This window comes from Arenimonas sp. (genome assembly GCF_047602345.1).
GTDB lineage: Bacteria > Pseudomonadota > Gammaproteobacteria > Xanthomonadales > Xanthomonadaceae > Arenimonas.
In genome coordinates this window covers 788,806-804,651 of sequence record NZ_JASGHN010000006.1, presented here as the reverse complement: position 1 = coordinate 804,651, position 15,846 = coordinate 788,806, and the positions used below count along the sequence as shown (strand labels likewise).

The window sequence follows — 15,846 nt, the reverse complement described above, 5'->3', positions numbered from 1 at the left end:
TCGCGCGAATTCCCTGGCGCCCGGCGCATGCCCGAAACCGTCCTCCTGCTGCATGGTCTGATGATGCGCGGCCCGATGCTGTTGCCGCTGGCAGGCCGTCTTCGACGACGGGGATTCCGTCCGCTGCTGTTCGGCTACCCGACGCTGTGGAATGCACCCTCGCGTGCGATGGACAAGCTGGCGATGCGGCTCTACGAGACCGGCCAGGACACCGTGCATATCGTCGCGCACAGCCTCGGCGGGCTGATCGCGATCGAGACCATCAACCGCTACCAGCAACTGCCCCAGGGGCGCGTCGTCTGCCTGGGCGCACCGATCGCCGGCAGTTCCGCCGCGCGCGGCCTGGCGGACAAGGGCCTGGGTTTCGTCGCCGGCAAGAGCGGCCCGCTGCTGCGCGGCGGCCTGATCCAGCTTCCCGAGAAACGACAGATCGGTGCGATCGCCGGTTCGCGATCGGTCGGCCTCGGCAAGTTCTTCGGCGGCCTGGACGGCATCAACGACGGCACGGTCGGCATGTGGGAAACGCGCCTGCCCGGGCTGGCCGACCATATCGTCGTTCCTTCCAGCCACTCCGGCCTAATCCTGTCGCCGCGCGCCGCCGAAGTGACGGCGAACTTCCTTGAAACCGGCCGCTTCCAGCCTTGAGGGCGGGCGCCGGTATAATTCGCATCATCCGGGAATACGAGAAGAATCATGGGCAGATTGATGGCCATCGAAGGCCGCAAGAGCGCGCAGGACGCCAAGCGCGGCAAGGTCTTCACCAAGCTCATCCGCGAACTCTCCGTAGCCGCGCGCGCCGGCGGCAGCGATCCCAAGGCGAACCCGCGGCTTCGCCTGGCGATGGATCGCGCGCTGGCGGTGAACATGGGCAAGGATGTCATCGAGCGCGCGGTCAAGAAGGCGACCGGCGAGCTCGAGGGCGTCAGCTACGAGGAAATCCGCTACGAGGGTTACGCGCCCGGCGGCATCGCCGTCATCGTCGACTGCATGACCGACAACAAGGTGCGCACCGTGGCCGACGTCCGCCATGCCTTCAGCAAGTGCGGCGGCAATCTCGGCACCGACGGTTCGGTGAGTTTCATGTTCAAGAAGCTCGGCGTGCTCAGCTACGCGCCAGGCGCCGACGAGGATGCCGTGACCAATGCCGCCATCGAGGCCGGGGCGGACGACATCGTCGTCTATCCGGACGATGCTTCGATCGAAGTGCTGTGCGCGCCCGAGGTTTTCGAAGAGGTGAAGTCGGCGATGCAGGCCGCCGGACTGGCGCCGGACGAGGCCGCCATCACCCTGCGCGCCGACAACGATGTCGCCGTCGCCGGCGAAACGGCGCAGCAGGTCGTCAAGATGATCGACATGCTCGAGGATCTCGACGACGTGCAGAACGTCTACCACAACGCCGAACTGGGCGCCGACGCCTACAAGTGACCCGCATCCTCGGCATCGATCCGGGTTCGCAGCGCACCGGCGTCGGCATCGTCGACGCCGACGCGTCGGGTCGCGCCACGCATGTCTTCCATGCGCCGCTGAAGCTGCTCGAAGCCGAGAGTTTCCCCTTGCGCTTGAAGAAGTTGCTGGACGAACTCGGTGCGATCATCGAACAGTATCGGCCGGACGAGGTGGCGATCGAGAAGGTGTTCATGGCGCGCAACCCCGATTCGGCGTTGAAGCTCGGCCAGGCCCGCGGCGCGGCGATGTGCGCGGCGGTCATGCGCGACCTTCCGGTGCACGAATACGCCGCCAAGGAAATCAAACTCGCGGTCGTCGGCAAGGGCGGGGCGGAGAAGGTGCAGATCCAGCACATGGTCGGCGTAATGCTGAATCTTCATGGCAAGATCCAGTCCGACGCGGCCGATGCGCTGGCCGTCGCCATCACGCATGCCCACGTTCGGGCGACCGCGCAACGCATCGGCGTCAGCGCCCGGCAGGTATGGAGCCGGAAGTGAGTATTCACGCCGATGTGCCGCGGTTCGGCGTAAAAGCGCCGATGAGCGCTTGCGCGAAGAGTGCGTGCTGTGCGGGTGAGCAACCGATGAGCGCTTGCGCGAAGAGTCCGTGCTGTGCGGATGGGCAACCGATGAGCGCTTGCGCGAAGAGGTCAAAAGAATGATCGGACGGTTGAAAGGCACCCTCGTGCACAAGCAGCCGCCCTGGCTGATGATCGACGTGCACGGCGTCGGCTACGAACTCGAAGCGCCGATGTCCACCTTCTACGACCTGCCGGAACTCGGCAAGGAAGTCGTGTTGCTGACGCATTACGCGCAGAAGGAAGACGCGGTCGCGTTGTACGGCTTCCTCAGCGAAGGCGAACGCCGCTTGTTCCGCGACGTGCAGAAGGTCAGCGGCATCGGCGCCAAGATCGCGCTCGCCATTCTCTCCGGCGCCAGCGTGGACGAATTCGCACGGCTGGTGCAGGCCGGCGATGTCACGGCGCTGACGCGCATTCCGGGCATCGGCAAGAAGACGGCCGAGCGCATCGTCGTCGAACTGCGCGACCGCGCCGCCGATTTCACGGGCGGCGCGCCGCCGGTCGCCGGCCGAGGCGTGGCGAACGACCCGGTTTCCGAAGCCAGCGTGGCCCTGCAGCAGCTGGGTTACAAGCCGGCCGAAATCGCCCGGATGGTGAAAGAAGCGGCCGCCGGGGACAGCCCGGAGGAAATCATCCGGAAAGCGCTAAAATCCGTCCTTCGCAGCGGTTGACCAGGCCAGGAAGCCTAGACCCCATGTCACAACAGGCGCATGGACACGGCCCGCAACGGGCCCTGCCGCTGATCGTCGGCGCCATCGGCGTCGTCTTCGGGGACATCGGCACCAGCCCGCTGTATACGCTGAAGGAAGCCTTCGGCCACCAGTACGGCCTGCATCCCGATTCGACCAACGTGCTCGGCGTCCTGTCGCTGGTGTTCTGGGCCATGTTGCTGATCGTCACGATCAAGTACGTGATGGTGGTGATGCGCGCCGACAACCGCGGCGAAGGCGGCATCCTCGCGCTGATGGCGGTGGTGCAGCGCAGCCTGCCGATCGCCTCGCCGCTGGCCTATACCGTCGGCATTCTCGGCATCCTCGGCACGGCCCTGTTCTTCGGCGATGCGGTGATCACGCCGGCGATTTCGGTGTTGTCCGCCGTCGAGGGCCTCGAAGTCGCCGCGCCACGCATGCACCACTATGTCGTGCCGATCACGATCGGCGTGCTGGTCGCGCTGTTCCTGTTCCAGCGCAAGGGGACGGAGAAAGTCGGCCGCATCTTTGGGCCGGTGATGATCCTGTGGTTCCTGTCGATCGCCGTGCTCGGCGTGGCGCAGATCCTGCGCAACCCCACCGTGCTGCAGGCCTTGAACCCGTATTGGGCGGTGCAGTTCTTCGTCCATCACGGGCACGCGGCCTGGCTGGCGCTCGGCGCCGTCGTGCTCGCGGTGACGGGTGGCGAAGCCTTGTATGCCGACATGGGTCATTTCGGCCGCATCCCGATCCGCAAGGCCTGGCTGTTCTTCGTGATGCCGGCGTTGATCCTCAACTATTTCGGCCAGGGTGCGCTGGTGCTCGCGCATCCGGCCAAGGTCAACAATCCGTTCTACAACCTGGTGCCGGATTTCCTGCTGTTCCCGATGATCATCCTGGCGACGATGGCGACGGTGATCGCTTCGCAGGCGGTGATCTCCGGTGCGTTCTCGCTGGCGCGTCAGGCCATCCAGTTCGGCTACCTGCCGCGCTTCAAGCTGGTGCATACCTCGGCGGAAACCATCGGCCAGGTCTACCTGCCGTGGATCAACCGCATCCTGCTCGCCTCGGTCATCGTGCTGGTGCTGACGTTCCGCAGTTCGACCAATCTCGCTTCCGCTTACGGCGTCTCCGTTACCGGCGCGATGCTGATCGATACCTTGCTGCTGCTGATCCTCGCCTCGGCGCGTTGGCGCTGGCCGGGTTGGGCGATCGCGGCCGTGGGCTTGCTCTACCTGACGATCGATGGCGCGTTGCTCAGCTCGAACGCGATCAAGTTCTTCCACGGTGCCTGGGTGCCGATCGCGCTCGGCCTGGCCGTGTTCACCATCATGCGCACCTGGCGCCGCGGCCGCGATCTCGTGCGCGAGCAGGTCAATCGCGACAGCCTGCGCATCGAGCATTTCGTCCAGAGCGTGATGGCCGAGCCACCGGTGCGCGTCGCCGGCACCGCCATTTTCATGACGCCGTCGAACGACTACATGCCGCCGGCGCTGCTGCATAACCTCAAGCACAACAAGGTGCTGCACGAGCGCAATGTCTTCCTCAGCGTCGAGACGGTGAGCGTGCCGCGCGCCGACGAGGGCGAACGCGTGGCCTACACGGACCTCGCACAGGGCTTCGCTCGCCTGACCCTGCGCTTCGGTTACATGGAAGACCCGGACGTGCCGAAGGCGCTGAAGCACTGGAACATTCCGGGACCGTCCTTCGACCCGATGGATACGACCTTCTTCGCCAGCCGCGAGGCCCTGATCGCCAAGGCCGACCACGGCATGGCCCTGTGGCGCGACAAGCTCTTCCTGGTCATGTCGCGCAACGCCACCCCCGCCACCGAATACTTCGGCATTCCCGGCAATCGCCTCGTCGAACTCGGCACCCAGGTCGTGATCTGAGTTTAGTCGGCCTGTCTGCCCGCTTGCGTCGGAGTTCCTGATCGGTCCTATACTCGGCCACCGTCATGAAACGGTCATGGGGAGAGGGGCATGAAACGGAAGCTGGCTTGCTTGTTCGCGTTCGCGATGATCGGGTCGGCCCAGGCCGGCGGACTGCCCATCGGCAAGGAGTGGGTCGGCGACAAGCCGCTGCCGCCGCCCTATGGCGTGGGCGTGGATTTCTTCCACATGAACCAGGGCTATGAAATCGAGTCCCTGCAGTTCAGCCTGCCTGGCGTGCCGGCGATCCCGGGCAATCTGGTCAAGGTCGAGAGCAGCATCCAGCACCGCGACCTGAAGTTCGACGCCTGGGTATTCCCCTTCCTCAACGTCTTCGCCTTGTACGGCAAGGTCAACGCACGCACCGACGTGGACCTGCGCGGCGTGCCCACCGCGCAACTCGGCCTGCCGCCGCTCGCCGTCGTGCCCGTGCACTACCAGGGCAATGTCTATGGTGGCGGATTGACGCTGGCCTATGGCGGCGACCACTGGTTCACCTCGCTCACCGGCTCGTGGACGCGCACCAGCCTCAGCGGCGATTTCGACAGTTCGGTGAGCTCGCGCAGCTTGCAACCGCGCGTGGGCTACTGGAACGGGCCGTTTTCGGTCTGGGTCGGCGGGCAGCAGATCAAGACCGAAGAAAAGCACGCCGGCAGCATCCAGCTCATCCAGGGCTTCCCGCCGATTCCGTTCGCGGTGACCCTGCACGAGCAGGCGAACTGGACGCCGATGGCCGGTGCGCGCTACGTGTTCAAGAACAATTTCGAACTCAGCGCGGAATTCGGCGGCGGCGAACGTCGCACCAGCCTGGTCAACGGCACCTGGCGTTGGGGCGGCGGTTCGGACTGAAGCCGACGCCGAGCGCGCCTTGCGCCTTCGCACCGTGCTGCTGGCCGCGGTCGTGGCGATCGCCACGGCCAGCGTCGGCGCGGCCTACGAAACCGACCAGTATTCGAACCGGCTGACGCCCCTGGCCGATGCCGGTCCGGCGCTGGATCGCGAAGTCAACGCCGCCATCGTCGACATCGCCGCGCAGTGGAAAGGCCCGCGCGACGACAACCGTTTCGTGATGGCGGTGTTCCACCGCATCGGCGGTTATTACTGGGTCGACCGGCTCGAACGCTGGGCGATGGATTCGCCGGAAGTGGAGAAACTGCCGACGCCGCGCCGGCAATCGGTCTACCACGGCCTGCCGCTGCGGACCACGCGGGTCGCCGGCATATTCGGCATCGGACCCACCTTTCGCGTCGGCGACACGCTGGTCGGCTCGGACAAGATCGGCCATTTCCTGTCGCAGGGGCGCAAGTTCTGGCAGCGCTGGCATCGTCGACGCGACGAGGCCGGGCCGGCGCGTACGTCCGCCCGGATCGAAGGCGGCATCTTCGGCGGCGTCACCACCGGTTCGTACTCCAACGCCGATGTCGTGGCCAACTATGAGGGCTATCGCTTCTACCGGAGCCTGTTCGAAGACGAGGTGGTGCCGGGCAAGCCGGCGATCCTGCGCTGGCAGGACGGGCATTGGGTCGTGCAACGCCCCTTCGCCTGGCGCGATCACGTCAACGCCTATTGGGACGAGGCCCTGAACCCGAACGCCTATTCGCCCGGCCTGCGCCGCGCGATGCTCGGGCGCTTGCGCGATTTCTGCGGCGACTACGCCCGCATGCCGCAGAGCTATGCGCTCGCACCGAACGAAGACGCCGCGCTCGCCGCGCGCTACGCCGGCATCGGGCTGCGACCCGATCCGGCCCTGCGACTGGACGCGGTCTGCGCCGATGCGCCGGAGGCCGCGGCGGCGAGGTAAACTGTGGCCTCCGCCCGCGTCGGGCGTCCGGCAGTCAGCATGAACGATCGCGTCGTCGCCACCGAGTCCACCCGCGAGGACGAAGCCGTCGAGGCCAGCATCCGGCCGAAAAAGCTCGACGAATACCTGGGCCAGGAAGCGGTCCGCGAACAGCTCAAGATCTACATCGAAGCCGCGCGCGGCCGGCGCGAAGCACTCGACCATGTGCTGATCTTCGGGCCGCCGGGCTTGGGCAAGACCACGCTGTCGCATGTGATCGCCAACGAGCTCGGCGTTAACCTGCGCCAGACCTCGGGCCCGGTGATCGAGCGTGCCGGCGACCTCGCCGCGTTGCTGACCAACCTGCAACCGCACGATGTGCTCTTCATCGACGAAATCCACCGCCTGTCGCCGGTGGTCGAGGAAGTGCTGTATCCGGCGATGGAGGATTTCCAGATCGACATCATGATCGGCGAAGGACCTGCCGCGCGCTCCATCAAGCTCGACCTGCCGCCTTTCACGCTGATCGGCGCCACGACGCGCGCCGGCCTGCTGACCGGTCCGCTGCGCGATCGCTTCGGCATCGTGCAACGCCTGGAGTTCTACACGCCGGAAGAACTGACGCGCATCGTGCGGCGTTCGGCCGGCATCCTCGGCATCGACTGCGATGCCGACGGCGCTGGCGAGATCGCCCGCCGCTCGCGCGGCACGCCGCGCATCGCCAACCGCCTGCTGCGCCGTGCCCGCGACTACGCCCAGGTGCGCGCCGGCGGCCATATCGATCGCGACGTCGCCGATGCCGCGATGGGCATGCTGAAAGTCGACCCGGCCGGTTTCGACGAGATCGACCGGCGCATGCTGCGCATGATCATCGACAACTTCGACGGTGGGCCGGTCGGCGTGGAATCGCTTGCGGCGGCGCTGAGCGAGGAGCGCGGTACGCTCGAAGACGTCGTCGAGCCCTACCTGATCCAGCAGGGCTACATCGTGCGCAGCGCGCGCGGTCGCATGGCCAGCCAAAAAGCCTACCTGCATCTTGGCCTGCGCCCGCCGCGGCGCAACACCGACGTCGATCTGTTCGACGCGCAGGGCGGCGAATGACGGGCGTCGCAGCGCTTCCGTTCAGCTTCCCGATAAGGGTGTATTGGGAAGATACCGACGCCGGCGGAGTGGTCTATCACGCCAGCTATTTGCGTTTCCTCGAACGCGCGCGCAGCGAGTGGTTGCGCGCGCAGGGAGTGGCGCAGCAGGCCCTGCGCGACAGCGAGGACCTGGTGCTGGTGGTGCGCGAAATGCGCCTGGATTTCCTTCGGCCGGCCAGGCTCGACGACGAGTTGCGAGCGACGGTCGTGCTCGGCGAGCGTCGCCCGGCCAGCTTCGAAGTCGCGCAGGAACTCTTCCGCGGCGAAGAGTGTCTGTTGCGTGCCGGGGTGCGCGTCGCCTGCCTGCAAGCTTCCAAATTCCGACCGCGGGCCCTGCCGGATTGGCTGGTGCCGGCTCCACAGACTGGAGTGAACCGATGAACCCCTTTTCCCTCTTGCTCACGGCCGCACCGACCACGGCATTGCCGGCCGAGGCGCAGGCCGCCGCGCAGACCGTCGCCAGCGAGAGCGGGTTGAACTACATCCAGCTCATCTGGCATGCGAGCCTGCCGGTGCAACTGGTGATGGTGCTGCTGTTGGCGGCCTCGGTGCTGAGCTGGTTCATCATCTTCGGCAAGATGGGCGTGTTCTCCCGCGCCAACAAGGATGCCGAGGAGTTCGAAGGCCGCTTCTGGTCGGGCGCGGACCTCAATCAGCTCTACCGCACGGCGACGGAGCGCAATCGCATCGTCAGCGGCCTGGAGGCGATTTTCGAAGCCGGCTTCCGCGAGTTCACCCGCCTGCGCCAGCAGAAGAAGAACGTCGATGCGCGCACCCAGCTCGAGGGCGCGCAACGCGCCATGCGCGCCACGCTCGCGCGCGAGGTCGATGCGCTCGAGCACAATCTCGAGACCCTCGCCAACGTCGGTTCCACCGCGCCTTACGTCGGCCTGGTCGGCACCGTGTTCGGCATCATGGTGTCCTTCCATGGCCTGGCCAACAACAAGCAGGCCACCATCGCCAGCGTCGCGCCCGGCATTTCCGAGGCGCTGATCGCCACCGCGATGGGCCTGTTCGCCGCCATCCCGGCGGTCTGGGCCTACAACCGTTTCGCCACGCGGGTCGAACGCCTGTCGGTGCGTTACGAAAGCTTCACCGAGGAGTTTTCCTCGATCCTGCAGCGGCAATCGCATTCCGACGAGGGCTGAGCGCTAACCCCGGTCCCGCCACTCGCCCGTTGAGGAAACGCCATGAGCGCCGCCTTCATCCGCCGCCACCGCAAGCGCAAGCTGAAATCCGAGATCAACGTCGTACCGTACATCGACGTGATGCTGGTGCTGCTGATCATCTTCATGGTCACGGCTCCCTTGCTGAACCTCGGCGTGGACATCGACCTGCCGAAGTCCAATGCGAAATCGGTGGAAACGAAGAAGGATCCGATCGTCGTCAGCGTCGATGCCGAAGGCGGTTATACGCTGAAGCTGCAGGATGCCGGTCGCGAGCGCGTAGATGCGGCGCAACTGGCCGCCAAGGTCGGCGCGGTGGTCAAGGCCAATCCCGATATCGCGGTCTTCGTGGCCGGCGACGGCAAGGCAAGTTACGACACCGTCTACCAGGCCATGGTCCTGCTGCAGACGGCCGGCGTGCAGAAGGTCGGGCTGATGAGCAAGCCGACGGAAACGCGCTGAGCAACGATGGAAACGCGCGCCGACCAGACCCGCGCCCTGCTGCTGACGCTGTTGCTGCATGCGGTCGGCATCGTGCTGGTGTGGCTGAGTTCGAGCTGGTTCTGGTCGTCGCGAGCCGATGCCGCCGCGGGAGAACCGATCACCGCATCGCTGGAAATCTCGTCGGCCGACCTGCGCCGCGCCGAACAGTCCATCGCCGACGCGGCGAAGGCAGCGCGCGAAGAGCAGTCCGCCAAGCCGCAACCGAATCCGTCCCCGTCGCCGCAGGACAGCGATACCCCTTTGCAGCCCAAGCCGCAGGCGCCGCAGGACCAGCCCGATACGGTGGACCAGCAGGCCATCGACCGTCTTGCGATCGAGAAGGCGGAAAAGCTGCAGCGCGAGCAGGAAGAACGCACGCGGCAGGAACAGGTGGACCTGACCGAGGACATCGAGCGGCAGCAGGAAGTGGAGCGGCGGCAGCGCGCGCGCGAACAGCTCGAGGCCATCCGGCGTGAGCGCGAGCAGGCGGCCCAGACCACGCGCATGGAAGAGCAGCGCCTGCGCCAACTCGCCGATCGTCAGGCCGCGAACCCGTCGCCGCCTCGCGATCCGGCCCCGCAAGCGGGCAACCGCGGCATGGACGAAGGTCTGCTGGCGCGTTACATCGCTGCGCTGAACGCCACCGCGCGCGCGAACTGGAATCGATCGATGGCGCCGGAACTGGTGCGTTGCAAGGTGCGTTTTACCCAGCGCATCGGCGGCGAGGTCATGCGCGTCGAATTCCTCGAATGCCCCTTCGATGCGGTGGCGCGCGATTCGGTCGAACGCGCCCTGTTCAAGGAACCCATGCCCTACCAGGGATTCGAATCCGTCTATCAGCGCCAGGTCACGCTGACGCTGTGTTACCCCGAGGAGTCCTGCCAATGATGAAACGATTGCTGCGCAATTTCGTGCGGGCGCTCTGCCTGCTGGTTCCGATGGCCGCGGCGCAGGCGCAACAGGGCGCGCTGGACATCGGCCTCGTGTCCGGCAACGAGTCGGCCCTGCCCATCGCCGTTATCCCGATGCCCTACCAGGGCAGCGCGGTGCAGCCCGACACCGACGTCGCCGCGGTGATCCGCGCCGATCTCAATCGTTCCGGCCAGTTCCGTTCGCTGGCCGAAGCCAGCCTGATCGAACGACCGTCGCGCGGCAGCGACATCAAGTTCCCGACCTGGCGATTGCTCAAGCAGGACTTCGTCGTCGTCGGCCGCGTGCTCGACGATGCCGGCGGCGGTTACCGGGTCGAATACGAACTGTGGGACGTCGCCAAGCAGGACCGCCTGATCGGCCTCGCCGTCGGCGGCCGCGCGCGCGGCATGCGCGACGTGGCGCACCAGATCGCCGACCAGATCTACGAAAAGATCCTCGGCGTGCGCGGCGCCTTCTGGACCCGCATCGCGTATGTGACTGCCACCGGCGTGGGGCAGGGCATCCAGTACTCGCTGATGGTCGCCGACTCGGACGGTTTCAATCCGCAGACCGTCGTGCACTCGCGCGAGCCCCTGCTGTCGCCGGCCTGGAGCCCGGACAGCAAGCGCCTGGCCTACGTCAGCTTCGAGCGCGGCAACTCCACCATCTATATCCAGGAACTGACGACGGGCGCGCGCGAAGTGGTCGCCAGCTTCAAGGGCATCAACGGCGCTCCGGCCTTCTCGCCGGATGGCCGCAGGCTGGCCCTGACCCTGTCGCGCAGCGGCAACCCCGAGATCTACGTGATGGACCTGGCCAGCAAGGGCCTGACCCAGATCACCAACCACTACGGCATCGACACCGAACCGGTCTGGCTGCCCGACGGCCAGAACCTGCTCTTCACCTCCGACCGGGCCGGCAAGCCCCAGGTCTACCAGGTGGCGGCCAGCGGTGGCGAGCCTCGCCGGATCAGCTTTCAGGGCGATTCGAACGCCCGCGCCAGCGTCTCCGCCGACGGCAAGAAGATCGCGATGGCGCAGGGTTCAGGTAACATCTACCGCATCGCCGTGCTCGACCGCAGCTTCGGCGGCAGCGGCCGCTGGCAGACGCTTTCGCCGGGGAACCTCGACGAATCGCCGAGCTTCGCGCCCAATGCCAGCATGTTGCTGTACGCCACCAAGGAAGGCCGCAAGGGCGTGCTGTATTCGGTTTCGGCCGATGGCAAGGTCCGTCAGCGCTCCACGATCGCCGACGGTGATGTCCGCGAACCCGCCTGGTCCCCGTTCAGGCAACGCTGAACGAGGCTCGTTCACACTGGCCCGGCAGGATTCGCAAAATATTTCGACAAGGAGATAGGGGAAGCCCATGAACACCACCACCCGTTTGATGCTCGCTCTCGCCGTCAGCCTGGCGCTGGTCGCCTGCAGCAAGAAGGTCAAGGAGTCCCCGGACAGCGGCACCGGCACCTCCGGTAACACCGGCGCCGACACCACGCCGATCTCGACCAATGGCCGCTTCACCCCGGCCGATCTCGAGACGCATGCCTGCCTGCGCCAGCGCGTGGTCTATTTCGATTTCGACCAGGACACGCTGAAGCCCGACTTCCAGGCCATCATCACTTGCCATGCCAAGTACCTGCAGGATCGCCCGGAATCGCGCATGACGCTGGAAGGCAATGCCGATGAGCGCGGTACGCGCGAATACAACCTCGGCCTCGGCGAGCGTCGCGGCAATGCCGTATCCAGCGCGCTGCAGGGCAGCGGCGGCTCGGCAGGCCAGATCAACGTGGTCAGCTACGGCGAAGAGCGTCCGACCTGCCTGGATTCGGGCGAGGACTGCTGGGCGAAGAACCGCCGCGTCGAAATCGTCTACACCACCAAGTAAACGATGAAGCGCATCGTCCTGAGCGCGCTGTGTGCGGCCGTCCTCGTGGCGGCCGCACCGGTATCGGCGCAGAAGCTGAGCCTGGCCGAGCGCGTGACGGCGCTGGAGCAGAAATCTGCCGCCGCGTCGCAGGGCAGCAGCCAGGCCAACGTGGACCTGCTCAATCGCCTGACGCAGTTGCAGAGCGAGATGCAGGCCCTGCGCAACCAGGTCGAACAGCTGCAGAACGAGAACGAGCAGCTCAAACAGCGCGGCCGCGAGCAGTATCTCGATCTGGATTCGCGCCTGCAGCGCCTGGAAGGCGGCGACGCCACCGCTTCGGCGCCGCGCAACGCCGCGACCGCCCCGGCAACGGCGCCGGTCGCGAGCCAACCCAGCGCGCCGGTGCGCAACGCGGCCCCGGCGGCCGGTGCGCCCAGTGCCGCCGATGAAGCGGCCGCGTATGGCGCCGCCTTCGACCAGCTCAAGCGCGGCGACTACGTCGAATCCGCGCGTGGTTTCCGCAGTTTCCTGGAGACCTATCCGCAGGCCTCGCTGGCGCCGAACGCCTGGTACTGGCTCGGCGAAAGCTATTACGTTACGCAGAACTACGACGTGGCGCTGGAATCGTTCGAGCGCCTGTTGCAGCAGTTTCCCGATTCGAACAAGGCGGCCGACGCGCTGCTGAAGAAAGGCTATTGCCTGCTTGAACTCAACCGCGCCGATGAAGGCCGCCGTGCCTTGAACGACGTCGTCAACAACTATCCGGATTCCGACGTCGCAAGGCTGGCCCAGAGCCGCCTGCGCGCGCTGAGCCTCGAAGCGCGCTGAGTCCCGGCGCGCCATGACAACCGAAGCTGCCGCCAGCGATCGCCTTCGCCTCACCGAGATTTTCCTCTCGGTGCAGGGCGAATCGCGCAGCGTCGGTTGGCCCACGGTCTTCGTGCGCCTCACCGGTTGCCCGCTGCGCTGCCAATACTGCGATACCGCCTACGCCTTCCATGGCGGGCAATGGTGGGAGATCGACGCGATCCTGGCCGAAGTGGCGAAACACGGCGTGCGCCATGTCTGCGTGACCGGCGGCGAGCCGCTGGCGCAGAAGCGCTGCATCGGCCTGCTCTCGCGCCTGTGCGACGCCGGCTACGAAGTCTCGCTGGAAACATCGGGTGCGATCGACGTGTCCGAAGTCGATGAACGCGTGCACCGTGTGGTCGACCTGAAGACGCCCGATTCGAAGGAGCAGTCGCGCAATCGCCTTGAGAACATCCCGCTGCTGACGCCGCGCGACCAGGTGAAGTTCGTCATCTGCAGCCGCGGCGATTACGAATGGGCGCGCGAGATGCTGGCCGAACATCGCCTGGCCGAGCGTTGTGAAGTACTGTTCTCGCCCAGCTATGCGCAGGTGCCGGCCCGCGAACTGGCCGAATGGGTCATCGCCGACCGCCTGCCGGTGCGCTTCCAGATGCAGCTGCACAAGCAGCTTTGGGGCGAAGAAACGGGGCGCTGAGGCCTTTCCCATGGTCCAGCCAGCACGGCTGCGGACGCAGGAAGTTGGCGGGAATGCTTCGATCGCGACCTTCGGCGATAGGGACGTCGTCGAAGAGCCTACATGGACGTATTCACGGCGTGTCGCGATCGGAGCGTTCCGGCGAATTCCCTCGTCGACGTCAGCCAATTCGGCGACAATACGCCCATGAAGAGAGCCGTCGTCCTCGTTTCCGGTGGCATGGATTCCGCCGTCACTCTGGCCATCGCCCGCGAGCAGGGGTTTTCCTGCCATGCGCTCAGCGTGCGTTACGGCCAGCGCCATTCGGCTGAACTCGACGCCGCCGCCGAACTCGCGCGCCTGCAAGGGGCCGCCGAGCACAAGACCGTGCACGTGGACCTGCGCAGCATCGGCGGCTCGGCGCTGACCTCGGACATCGCCGTGCCCGAGCACGACGCCGATGAACCGCTCGACGCCGGCATTCCCGTGACCTACGTGCCGGCACGCAACACCATCATGCTGTCTGTCGCACTGGGCTGGGCCGAGGTGCTCGGCGCCGACGACCTGTTCTGCGGCGTGAACGCGGTGGACTATTCCGGCTATCCCGATTGCCGGCCCGAATTCATCGAGGCTTTCGAGAAGCTTGCGCGGCTCGCGACCAAGGCGGGCGTCGAGGGCCATGGTTTTCGCGTGCATGCGCCGTTGATCCGCATGTCCAAGGCCGACATCGTGCGCGAGGGGCTGCGCCTGGGTGTGGATTTCTCCCGCACCGTTTCCTGCTATCAGGCCGACGCCGACGGCCGCGCCTGCGGCCGCTGCGATGCCTGCCTGCTGCGCGCCCAGGGTTTTCGCGCCGCCGGCGCCGTGGATGTGACGCGTTACGCGGGCTGAACCTGCCCGTTTTTCCGGCGGTTTTCTTGCCCGGAAGGGCCGCTGCCCCTAAACTACGCAACCCCGCGGGGCCGTTAGCTCAGTCGGTAGAGCAGAAGACTTTTAATCTTTTGGTCGAAGGTTCGAATCCTTCACGGCCCACCACTCTTCGAACAGACTTCTCGCGTGAAGGATTTCCGGCCGCGCACTGTACGCGCGGCGTTCGAACGAGCGCGAACCTGCGGTTCGCAAGCAACTCGTTCTCACCCTTCACGGCCCACCACTCTTCGAACAGACTTCTCGCGTGAAGGATTTCCGGCCGCGCACTGTACGCGCGGCGTTCGAACGAGCGCGAACCTGCGGTTCGCAAGCAACTCGTTCTCACCCTTCACGGCCCACCACTCTTCGAACAGACTTCTCGCGTGAAGGATTTCCGGCCGCGCACTGTACGCGCGGCGTTCGAACGAGCGCGAACCTGCGGTTCGCAAGCAACTCGTTCTCACCCTTCACGGCCCACCACTCTTCGAACAGACTTCTCGCGTGAAGGATTTCCGGCCGCGCACTGTACGCGCGGCGTTCGAACGAGCGCGAACCTGCGGTTCGCAAGCAACTCGTTCTCACCCTTCACGGCCCACCACTCTTCGAACAGACTTCTCGCGTGAAGGATTTCCGGCCGCGCGCTGTACGCGCGGCGTTCGAACGAGCGCGAACCTGCGGTTCGCAAGCAACTCGTTCTCCCCCTTCACGGCCCACCACTCTTCGAACAGACTTCTCGCGTGAAGGATTTCCGGCCGCGCGCTGTACGCGCGGCGTTCGAACGAGCGCGAACCTGCGGTTCGCAAGCAACTCGTTCTCAATTCGCTGAAAGCGGCTGATCGCTTCCGCGCCGATTCTTTTTGGGAGAGCGAATCGAGAGCGCGTCAGTTTTCGTAAGCGCGATAGTAGCCATCCATTTCCATGACTCCGGCGGAAACAGACATTGCCTCGAACTTCCGGCCGTCGACTTGCCGTTCCTTTCGCCTGATGACGCGAATTACGCCGAAGCGATCCATCGTCAGATCCAGACCGCTAACGGAGCTAGAGCACATCGTCACGCCGGGGCCGCCGACCAGGCACAAACCCGCGTCCAGTCCGGTTTTCTTTTCGAAGTGCTTCAGCTTGTCGCCAACTTTCACATACGGCGCGAGGCGGGCCAGCATTTCCTGCTTGGAAAGGTCGGAGTACAGGATCGAGGAAATTTCCGCCGGCCGGACAGGCGGATCGAGTGGCGTGATCGTGGCGCAGCCGGCGAGAAACGCAGTCAGGATCGAAACGTTGGCGATCGTTCTCATTTCGTAGGCGCCTGATGGTTGAGCCGGGCCGCGTCGCTGCGACACCAAGCCATCGCCGGCAGCGCATGCCGGTAGGTGGTGAGGCAACGAAAGGCATGCCTGCCACTCTATCCGGTGCGCCGAAGTAGTGTCGATAGCGCCGTCGCTGGAGCCGTTGTCACCGTATT

18 protein-coding genes and 1 tRNA gene are annotated in these 15,846 nt (G+C 65.8%); 18 read left to right on the top strand and 1 reads right to left on the bottom strand.

Annotated elements, in window-relative coordinates; translation table 11 throughout:
* Window positions 1–27 precede the first annotated feature (27 nt).
* From QM707_RS08300 to QM707_RS08215, 18 genes are all read left to right on the top strand, one after another.
* Window positions 28–645, top strand: coding sequence for an esterase/lipase family protein (locus QM707_RS08300; RefSeq protein ID WP_415001381.1), 618 nt, complete (start codon window positions 28–30; stop codon window positions 643–645).
* 48 nt (window positions 646–693) lie between these two features.
* On the top strand, window positions 694–1,425 hold the full coding sequence (locus QM707_RS08295) for a YebC/PmpR family DNA-binding transcriptional regulator (protein ID WP_415001380.1): 732 nt from the start codon (window positions 694–696) through the stop codon (window positions 1,423–1,425).
* On the top strand, window positions 1,422–1,943 hold the full coding sequence (ruvC, locus tag QM707_RS08290) for a crossover junction endodeoxyribonuclease RuvC (RefSeq protein ID WP_415001379.1): 522 nt from the start codon (window positions 1,422–1,424) through the stop codon (window positions 1,941–1,943). Before QM707_RS08295 ends, ruvC begins: the two co-directional genes overlap by 4 nt.
* 160 nt (window positions 1,944–2,103) lie before the next feature.
* Complete coding sequence (gene ruvA, locus QM707_RS08285) at window positions 2,104–2,697, top strand: Holliday junction branch migration protein RuvA (protein ID WP_415001378.1); 594 nt, start codon at window positions 2,104–2,106, stop codon at window positions 2,695–2,697.
* Between the two features lie 23 nt (window positions 2,698–2,720).
* Window positions 2,721–4,607 (top strand): potassium transporter Kup, encoded by a 1,887-nt coding sequence (locus tag QM707_RS08280; protein WP_415001377.1) that lies wholly within the window; start codon window positions 2,721–2,723, stop codon window positions 4,605–4,607.
* A gap of 90 nt (window positions 4,608–4,697) precedes the next feature.
* Window positions 4,698–5,495 carry a hypothetical protein gene (locus tag QM707_RS08275; RefSeq protein ID WP_415001376.1) on the top strand — a complete coding sequence of 266 codons (798 nt, stop codon included), beginning with the start codon at window positions 4,698–4,700 and terminating at the stop codon, window positions 5,493–5,495.
* Between the two features lie 19 nt (window positions 5,496–5,514).
* A complete protein-coding gene (locus QM707_RS08270) occupies window positions 5,515–6,447 on the top strand; it encodes a hypothetical protein (RefSeq protein WP_415001375.1) in 933 nt (310 codons plus the stop codon).
* 39 nt (window positions 6,448–6,486) lie between these two features.
* Window positions 6,487–7,527 carry a Holliday junction branch migration DNA helicase RuvB gene (ruvB, locus tag QM707_RS08265; protein WP_415001374.1) on the top strand — a complete coding sequence of 347 codons (1,041 nt, stop codon included), beginning with the start codon at window positions 6,487–6,489 and terminating at the stop codon, window positions 7,525–7,527.
* Window positions 7,524–7,949 (top strand): tol-pal system-associated acyl-CoA thioesterase, encoded by a 426-nt coding sequence (ybgC, locus tag QM707_RS08260; protein WP_415001373.1) that lies wholly within the window; start codon window positions 7,524–7,526, stop codon window positions 7,947–7,949. Before ruvB ends, ybgC begins: the two co-directional genes overlap by 4 nt.
* Entirely contained in the window at window positions 7,946–8,716 is a 771-nt protein-coding gene (gene tolQ / locus QM707_RS08255) for a protein TolQ (RefSeq protein WP_415001372.1), read from the top strand. Before ybgC ends, tolQ begins: the two co-directional genes overlap by 4 nt.
* 42 nt (window positions 8,717–8,758) lie before the next feature.
* Window positions 8,759–9,196 carry a protein TolR gene (tolR, locus tag QM707_RS08250; RefSeq protein WP_415001371.1) on the top strand — a complete coding sequence of 146 codons (438 nt, stop codon included), beginning with the start codon at window positions 8,759–8,761 and terminating at the stop codon, window positions 9,194–9,196.
* Between the two features lie 6 nt (window positions 9,197–9,202).
* Window positions 9,203–10,105, top strand: coding sequence for a protein TolA (locus QM707_RS08245; RefSeq protein ID WP_415001370.1), 903 nt, complete (start codon window positions 9,203–9,205; stop codon window positions 10,103–10,105).
* Complete coding sequence (gene tolB / locus QM707_RS08240) at window positions 10,105–11,427, top strand: Tol-Pal system beta propeller repeat protein TolB (RefSeq protein WP_415001369.1); 1,323 nt, start codon at window positions 10,105–10,107, stop codon at window positions 11,425–11,427. Before QM707_RS08245 ends, tolB begins: the two co-directional genes overlap by 1 nt.
* Window positions 11,428–11,494: 67 nt before the next feature.
* Window positions 11,495–12,013: a peptidoglycan-associated lipoprotein Pal gene (pal, locus tag QM707_RS08235; protein ID WP_415001368.1), complete on the top strand. Its 519-nt coding sequence runs from the start codon at window positions 11,495–11,497 to the stop codon at window positions 12,011–12,013.
* Window positions 12,014–12,016: 3 nt separating this feature from the next.
* The gene (gene ybgF, locus QM707_RS08230) at window positions 12,017–12,823 is read left to right on the top strand and encodes a tol-pal system protein YbgF (protein ID WP_415001367.1); all 807 of its coding nucleotides are present in this window, start codon (window positions 12,017–12,019) and stop codon (window positions 12,821–12,823) included.
* A gap of 13 nt (window positions 12,824–12,836) precedes the next feature.
* Window positions 12,837–13,499: a 7-carboxy-7-deazaguanine synthase QueE gene (gene queE, locus QM707_RS08225; protein WP_415001366.1), complete on the top strand. Its 663-nt coding sequence runs from the start codon at window positions 12,837–12,839 to the stop codon at window positions 13,497–13,499.
* A gap of 186 nt (window positions 13,500–13,685) precedes the next feature.
* Entirely contained in the window at window positions 13,686–14,369 is a 684-nt protein-coding gene (gene queC / locus QM707_RS08220) for a 7-cyano-7-deazaguanine synthase QueC (protein ID WP_415001365.1), read from the top strand.
* Window positions 14,370–14,437: 68 nt separating this feature from the next.
* Window positions 14,438–14,513, top strand: a tRNA-Lys gene (locus QM707_RS08215).
* A 755-nt stretch (window positions 14,514–15,268) separates the two neighbouring features.
* On the opposite strand, the gene QM707_RS08210 is transcribed toward QM707_RS08215, so the two are convergent.
* Window positions 15,269–15,679 (bottom strand): hypothetical protein, encoded by a 411-nt coding sequence (locus tag QM707_RS08210; RefSeq protein ID WP_415001364.1) that lies wholly within the window; start codon window positions 15,677–15,679, stop codon window positions 15,269–15,271.
* Between the last annotated feature and the right edge of the window lie 167 nt (window positions 15,680–15,846).